Annotated in this window: 7 protein-coding genes; 1 reads left to right on the top strand and 6 read right to left on the bottom strand. The window is 67.3% G+C overall.

Annotated elements, in window-relative coordinates; translation table 11 throughout:
- Positions 1-693: ROK family transcriptional regulator (locus AC5RUJ_RS09340; protein WP_494155788.1), on the bottom strand; the 693-nt coding region annotated here is incomplete at its 3' end.
- Positions 694-775: 82 nt separating this feature from the next.
- On the opposite strand from AC5RUJ_RS09340, the gene gap reads away from it, so the two are divergent.
- Positions 776-1,795, top strand: coding sequence for a type I glyceraldehyde-3-phosphate dehydrogenase (gene gap / locus AC5RUJ_RS09345; RefSeq protein WP_494024229.1), 1,020 nt, complete (start codon positions 776-778; stop codon positions 1,793-1,795).
- 173 nt (positions 1,796-1,968) lie between these two features.
- On the opposite strand, the gene AC5RUJ_RS09350 is transcribed toward gap, so the two are convergent.
- The 5 genes from AC5RUJ_RS09350 to hpaH form a co-directional block, all read right to left on the bottom strand.
- Positions 1,969-2,721 (bottom strand): ArsR/SmtB family transcription factor, encoded by a 753-nt coding sequence (locus AC5RUJ_RS09350; RefSeq protein WP_494000846.1) that lies wholly within the window; start codon positions 2,719-2,721, stop codon positions 1,969-1,971.
- A gap of 46 nt (positions 2,722-2,767) precedes the next feature.
- Positions 2,768-3,835, bottom strand: coding sequence for an alcohol dehydrogenase catalytic domain-containing protein (locus AC5RUJ_RS09355; protein ID WP_494127562.1), 1,068 nt, complete (start codon positions 3,833-3,835; stop codon positions 2,768-2,770).
- Positions 3,836-3,914: 79 nt separating this feature from the next.
- On the bottom strand, positions 3,915-4,127 hold the full coding sequence (locus AC5RUJ_RS09360; protein WP_494127561.1) for a hypervirulence associated TUDOR domain-containing protein: 213 nt from the start codon (positions 4,125-4,127) through the stop codon (positions 3,915-3,917).
- 131 nt (positions 4,128-4,258) lie between these two features.
- Complete coding sequence (locus AC5RUJ_RS09365; protein WP_494127560.1) at positions 4,259-5,077, bottom strand: HpcH/HpaI aldolase family protein; 819 nt, start codon at positions 5,075-5,077, stop codon at positions 4,259-4,261.
- Positions 5,062-5,847, bottom strand: a complete 786-nt coding sequence (gene hpaH, locus AC5RUJ_RS09370) for a 2-oxo-hept-4-ene-1,7-dioate hydratase (protein ID WP_494127559.1) — start codon at positions 5,845-5,847, stop codon at positions 5,062-5,064. Before hpaH ends, AC5RUJ_RS09365 begins: the two co-directional genes overlap by 16 nt.
- Between the last annotated feature and the right edge of the window lie 374 nt (positions 5,848-6,221).

Below are 6,221 nucleotides of genomic sequence, written 5' to 3' on the forward strand. Positions count from 1 at the left end.
TTCGATCAGGCCGGTGCCCAGCCGCTCGCCGGCCAGCATGACGGCCAAGTCGTCGACGCCCTTGCCGGCGCCGCTCCAGCGCTCCGCCAGGGCCGCCAGGTTCGCGTCGTTCTCCAGCAGCACCGGCCAGCCGTAGCGGGCAAAGACCTCGGTCTGCAGGCCAATGTCGAAGTGCTCGGAAAGTTCATGTCCGGGTGCCACGTTGCCGTGGCGATCGACGACGGTGGACACCCCGATGGCCGTCGCCAGCACCGATTCCGGCGGCAGTCCGGCCTCGGCCAGGGCGGCGGCTACTGCCCGCTTAATCGTGGAGCGGCGCGAGTCCGCCGGAGCCGGCGGCTTCTCGAACCGCTCTGAGATGCGGGCCAGCACCAGGCCGTTCAGGTCCGCCACCAGCACGGTGGCGGTGGCCATGCCGACGTCCAGTCCCAGCACGCAGCCCGCCCCGGGGTTGAACTGGAACCGCCGGGCGGGCCTGCCCTTCGCCGTGCCGAGCACGCGTTCGCCGGCCACCTCGCGGGCCCAGCCCCGGGACACCAGGTCGTCGCAGACCGCGATGACCGTGGCACGCGTCAGCCCGGTCGCCTCGATCAGGTCGCTCCCGGTCACTGCGCCGTTCTCGCGCATCACCGACAGGACGGCTTTCAGGTTGGTCAGCCGCAGGACCTGCGGAGTGGTGGCGGTGGTGCTCACATCGATCCCCTTGACCTCGTCCGGCAGTATCAGGATAATAATAATGGAACATAAATTTAGAGGCTAAATAAAAGGAGTTCCCATGGCAGTACGGATTGGCATCAACGGTTTCGGGCGCATTGGCCGCAACTACTTCCGGGCGGCCATGGCGCAGGGCAAGATCGGTGCAGACCTCGAGATCGTGGCGATCAATGACCTCGGCTCGCCGGAAACCCTGGCGCACCTGCTCAAGTACGACTCCGTGGTCGGCCGGCTGGGCGCGGACGTCAAGGTTGCCGACGGCGACCTGGTGGTCGACGGACGGACCATCAAGGTGCTGGCCGAGCGCGACCCCGGAAACCTCCCTTGGCGCGAGCTCGGCGTAGACATCGTGATCGAGTCCACCGGGCGCTTCACCAGCTCCACGGATGCCGAAAAGCATTTGGTCGCCGGCGCCCGCAAGGTCCTCATTTCCGCTCCCGCGAAGGGCGATGTGCTCAGCGTTGTAATGGGCGTCAACGACGGCGAGTACGACGACGGCGCCCACCACCTCGTCTCCAACGCCTCCTGCACCACCAACTGCCTGGCCCCGCTGGCGAAGGTGCTGCACGAGAACTTCGGGATCGAGCAGGGCCTGATGACCACCATCCACGCCTACACCGCGGATCAGAATCTGCAGGACGGGCCGCACCGCGACCTGCGCCGGGCCCGGGCCGCCGCGATCAACATGGTTCCCACCTCGACCGGGGCAGCGAAGGCGATCGGGCAAGTGCTGCCCGAGCTCAAGGGCCGGCTGGACGGCTTCGCCATCCGCGTGCCGGTCCCCACCGGTTCCGCCACGGACCTCACCGTCACGGTCGGCCGCGAGGTAACGGTGGAGGAAGTCAACGACGCGTTCAAGGCGGCAGCCGCGGATCCCCGCCTGGCTGGCATCCTGACCTACACCGAGGACCCCATCGTCTCCTCGGATATTGTCACCGACCCGGCCTCGGCCATCTTCGACTCCGGCCTCACAAAGGTCATGGGCAACCAGGTCAAGGTCGTGGGCTGGTACGACAACGAATGGGGCTACTCCAACCGCCTGGTGGACCTGACCTCGCTGGTGGCGTCCAAGCTCTCCTGATTCCGCTCCGATCCCGCTCCCGGACACTGACTCCGGACTGACTATTCAGCAGGCGCCCTTTCCAGTCGTGAAAAGGGCGCCTGCTGATTCTTTGATGGGACTAGGGGGGTGAGAGCGCCGGCCAGCCAGAACTTCCGGGGCGCTCTGATGTCCGAAGTGCTCTCTAGCCGGTATCAGGTGTACATCAGCGAGCCGGGTGTGGTGAGTTTCTCGCCGGTCTCCAGCCACGTCTTGAGGCCGGACAGGACCATCGGCCAGCCGCCGTACACCTGCTCGTTGGCCCCCTCGCGCAGCTGATCGTGCGTCACGGTGAGGCGGCAGGAGTCCTCCACCTGTTCGATCTCCCACGTCACCCGGGACGTGCCTTCGGCCGCGACGTCCTCGCCCCACAGTGCGCGCATCGTCTGGACCAGCCGGCGCGGCGGATCGACTTCCAGGTTCTCGCCTTCGCTCAGCGGCGCATCGGCCCGCGGGTTGGTCACCGCGTACCCGGACCCTGGCGTCCAGTCCGTCTCGATCCGGTTGCCGAACTGGTACTTGCTTCTGGTCTCGCTGTCCGTGATGGCTTCCCAGAGCTGTTCCGGGGTGGTGCGGATATAGATCTCGAAGATTTTCTCCATGGGACTTTCCAATCGGGATTTGAGGTCGCTGAGGGCAGCGGCCCATGGTTGTGCATACTTGCTTACCCAGCGGTCGTGGATGAGCCGGATGGGCACCGGATTCAGGAAGTGCAGTTTCTCCCGGCCGCGGCGGCGGGTCACCACCAGGCCGGCCTCTTCCAGTTGCTTCAGGTGCTTCATGACGCCGAAGCGCGTGATGCCGAACCGCGCTTCGAGTGCGGTGAGGGTCTGCCCGTCCTCGCGGAACAGTTCGTCCAGCAGCCCGCGCCGGGTGGGATCCGCCAGGGCCTTGAACACGGCATCCATGCGCCCATAATAGGTGACTGTTTAGTCACATGTCGAGAGAGCCCGCTCAGGCATCGGGGATGAGGACCGCTTTGACCAGCGGCCGCCCGATGGCGTCGGTGCTGGCTTCGGCTGTCAGCCGCAGCGCTTCGACGGCCCGGCCCATGGGGTAGGTCGTAATGAGGCGCTCGCCCAAATCCGGACTGGTGGCAAGGAACGCCAGGGCCTGCTCGAAATCCGGCCGTGTGGAGATGAAGCTATTCAGGACCGCAAGGTTCTTGCTGGTCCGGACCACGGGCGCAGGGGCGGTCCCGGTGGCGTACATCGCCACCATGACCAGGCGGCCCAAGGGCCGCAGTTCCTGAACGGCACGTGCCAGGTTGATACCAGCACCGGTCGCTTCAATCCACACATCGTAGGTGTTGGGTTGCTGCTCGGTCGTGCTGCCCAAGCCAAGGCCTTGGGCCAACTCAACCCGAGCCGCGTGGCCGGGACCTTCACGGCCAATCATCGTCACCTCAGCGCCGGCGCGCTGCGCCATCAGGCCGGCGAGCAGGCCGATGCTGCGGGTGGTCGAGACTGCCACGCGCTCGCCGGGCTGGATGCGGGCGACAGTAGAGACCGCGCGCCAGGCGATGGACGCGGGCTCTGCTAGAACTGCCGTGGTGTCCGGAACCGACTCCGGCACCGGCACCAGATTGCGCCACGGAACGAGAGCCCGTGAAGTGGCTTGGCCATGCTGGGTCAGCCCCAGACCGGAGCGCTCGGCGCAAAGATGCGGCTGGTCCGCCCGGCACGCCTCGCAGTCGCCGCAGCCCACGGTGGAAATGGGCACTACCCGGGTGCCCGGCGCGAGCCATTCGGGAACCAGCAGCCCGGTGCGGACCACCGTGCCGACCGACTCGTGCCCGAGCACCATGCCCAGCGGAACCGGCGCCGCTGCCGCGTCGGCACGGTAGACGATAACGTCCGAGCCGCACAGCCCGCAGAGGCTGACCCGCAGTTCCACCTCGTCCGCTGTCGGCGCCCGCAGCAGGTGGTCGATCAGCCCGACGCCCCCGTGCGTGTGGGAAATCCGCGCCAGCGCCCGAACGGTCGGTTGCCGGCCGGAAAGATTGCTGGAGACAGTTGCCACGTCTTGTTTCCTCGAACTTCTGTGGAGCCTCAAACGGCCGTGGAGTCCCAGCCCTGAGAGCCTTTGGCGGCGTCGCCGGTTAGTCCGTTTTGCGCAGCGCCGAGCCCTTGTGGACAGCCGCGTGGTCCGTCTTGTCGCTCTGGACTTCGTACTGTGGCTCATCCTCGGAGCAGCGCCTCGTGCGGCCCCGGAATTCAAAGTCCTTGGTGTGGATCTTGGTGACTCTGCCGTGGATTTCGCCGGCCTCTGAATTCCAGCGCACTCTATCCCCAACCTTGAATGAAGCAGCCATGCTCAAGTCTTAGCATTTTTAGCCGAAGGACGCTTCCCCAACCAGCAGTTGCTGCACCTCAGCGCGTAGGACGGCGGCGCTTTAGGTGGGCTGCGAAGCCCGCCCAAGCGCCGCCGTCGTTCTGCAGAGGATCAGTAGCTGGCCGGGGTGCCGGCCGTGCCGTCCCCGTTGGAGGGGATGTACTTGGCCGCCAGGGCCTCGGAGCCGCGGGCCAGCAGCGCCACGTCGGCGCCGACGCCGACGAAATCGGCGCCCCACTCCATGTAGCGGCGGGCGGAGGCTTCGGCGAAGGCGTTGACCCCCACGAACTTGCCGGCCGCCTTGGCGGCCTTCAGCGCCTTCTCCACGCCGCCGACCACGTCCGGGTGCTCCTGCTGGCCAATCACGCCCATCGAGGCGGCCAGGTCGGACGGGCCGATGAACACGCCGTCCACGCCGTCCACCGCGGCAATCTCCGCGGCGTTCTCCACGGCCTCGGCGGACTCGATCTGGACAATGACCGTGAGCGTCTCCTCCGCGCGGGTGAGATAGTCCGGGATGCGGTTCCAGCGGGCCGAGCGGGCCAGCGCGGAACCGACGCCGCGCACGCCGGCCGGCGGGTAGCGGGTGGCCGCGACGGCGGCGCGGGCCTGTCCGGCCGTGTGCACCATCGGAATGATCAGTGACTGCGCGCCCAGGTCCAGGTACTGCTTGATCAGCACGGTGTCGTTGACGGGCGGGCGAACCACGGGAATGCCGGGGTAGCCGCGCACGGCCTGCAACTGCGCCAGCACAGACTCCAGCCCGTTGGGGGAGTGTTCGGCGTCGATGAAGATCCAGTCGAAGCCGGCCCCGGCGCAGAGTTCGGCCACCAGGGGCGAGCCGGAGCAGACCCAGATGCCGGCCAGCGGCCGGTCGGCGGTGGACAGGGCGTCCTTGAAGGACGGGTCGGGCTCTACTCGAAACGACACGTGATGGTTCCCAACTGCCCGTAGTCGGCGAAGACGGTGTCCCCCTTGTGTACCCACATGGGTCGGGTGAACGAGCCGGCGAGGATGGTTTCACCGGCCTTGAGGTGGTCGCCGTGCGGGGCAATCTTGTTGGCCAGCCAGTAGACGCCGGCGGCCGGATGGTTGAGCACGCCGGCGGCGACGCCGGTCTCCTCCACGGTCTGGTTCTTGTACAGGATGGCGGAAATCCAGCGCAGGTCCACGTCCTGCGGGCGGACCGGGTTGCCGCCGATCACCATGGCGCCCATGGCGGCGTTGTCGGAGATGGTGTCAACGATGGTGCGGCCCTCCATCTCGATCCGCGAGTCCAGGATCTCAAGCGCGGGAACCACGTACTCGGTGGCGTTCAAAACGTCGAAAATGGTGGCGTTGGGGCCCTTGACGTCGCGGTTGAGCACGAAGGCCAGTTCCACTTCGATGCGCGGGTGGGTGTACTGGTCCCACCTCACCGTGCAGCCGTTCTCCAGGATCATGTCATCGAAGATGATCCCGTAGTCCGGCTCGCTGATGCCGGTGGCGTACTGCATGGCCTTGGACGTCAGGCCGATCTTCCGGCCCGCCAGCGTACGGCCGGCGGCCTCGCTGCGCTCGCGCCACAGGTTCTGCACCTTGTAGGAGTCCTCAATGGTCATCTCCGGGTAGCGGGCGGTCAGCCGTTTCACCGGCGTCCGTGTCCGGCCGGCTTCCACCAGCTCGTCGGCGATGGACTCGATCGTTGACGGGTCAAGCATCCTTGGCACCACTTCCTAGTTCTTCGCAGGCCGCAGCCGCCCGGGGCGGGCGTTCGGCAGTCCGCGGCGCCGCACGGGAAGGGCGCCAGCACCATCTTACGGCGGCGCCTGTCACCGCCCGGAAGTTGGTTACAGGGGGAGCGGACAAGGACGGCGACCGCGGGCAGGAACTGCCGTCATCCGGCCCGACTGTTGCGCCGCGAACCGTATCCGGCGGGGTAAGCGGGCGGGCCGCGGCTAGGGTAGGCGGGTGAACTACTTCCTCCGCAGGCCGTGGACCGGGCGGATCGGCGCGCTGCTGGGCATCCTGCTGATGGCGCTGAGCCTGCGCGCCGCGGTCTCCGCCGTCGGTCCGCTGCTGGGCCGGCTTGGCC

The sequence above is a fragment of the Arthrobacter sp. Y3223164 genome (genome assembly GCF_059091005.1).

Excerpts from the sequence above, each read along its gene's own strand:
- AC5RUJ_RS09350 (WP_494000846.1), bottom strand. The coding sequence starts at position 2,721 with ATGGATGCCGTGTTCAAGGCCCTGGCGGATCCCACCCGGCGCGGGCTG.
- AC5RUJ_RS09360 (WP_494127561.1), bottom strand. The coding sequence starts at position 4,127 with ATGGCTGCTTCATTCAAGGTTGGGGATAGAGTGCGCTGGAATTCAGAG.
- gap (WP_494024229.1), top strand. The coding sequence starts at position 776 with ATGGCAGTACGGATTGGCATCAACGGTTTCGGGCGCATTGGCCGCAAC.
- hpaH (WP_494127559.1), bottom strand. The coding sequence starts at position 5,847 with ATGCTTGACCCGTCAACGATCGAGTCCATCGCCGACGAGCTGGTGGAA.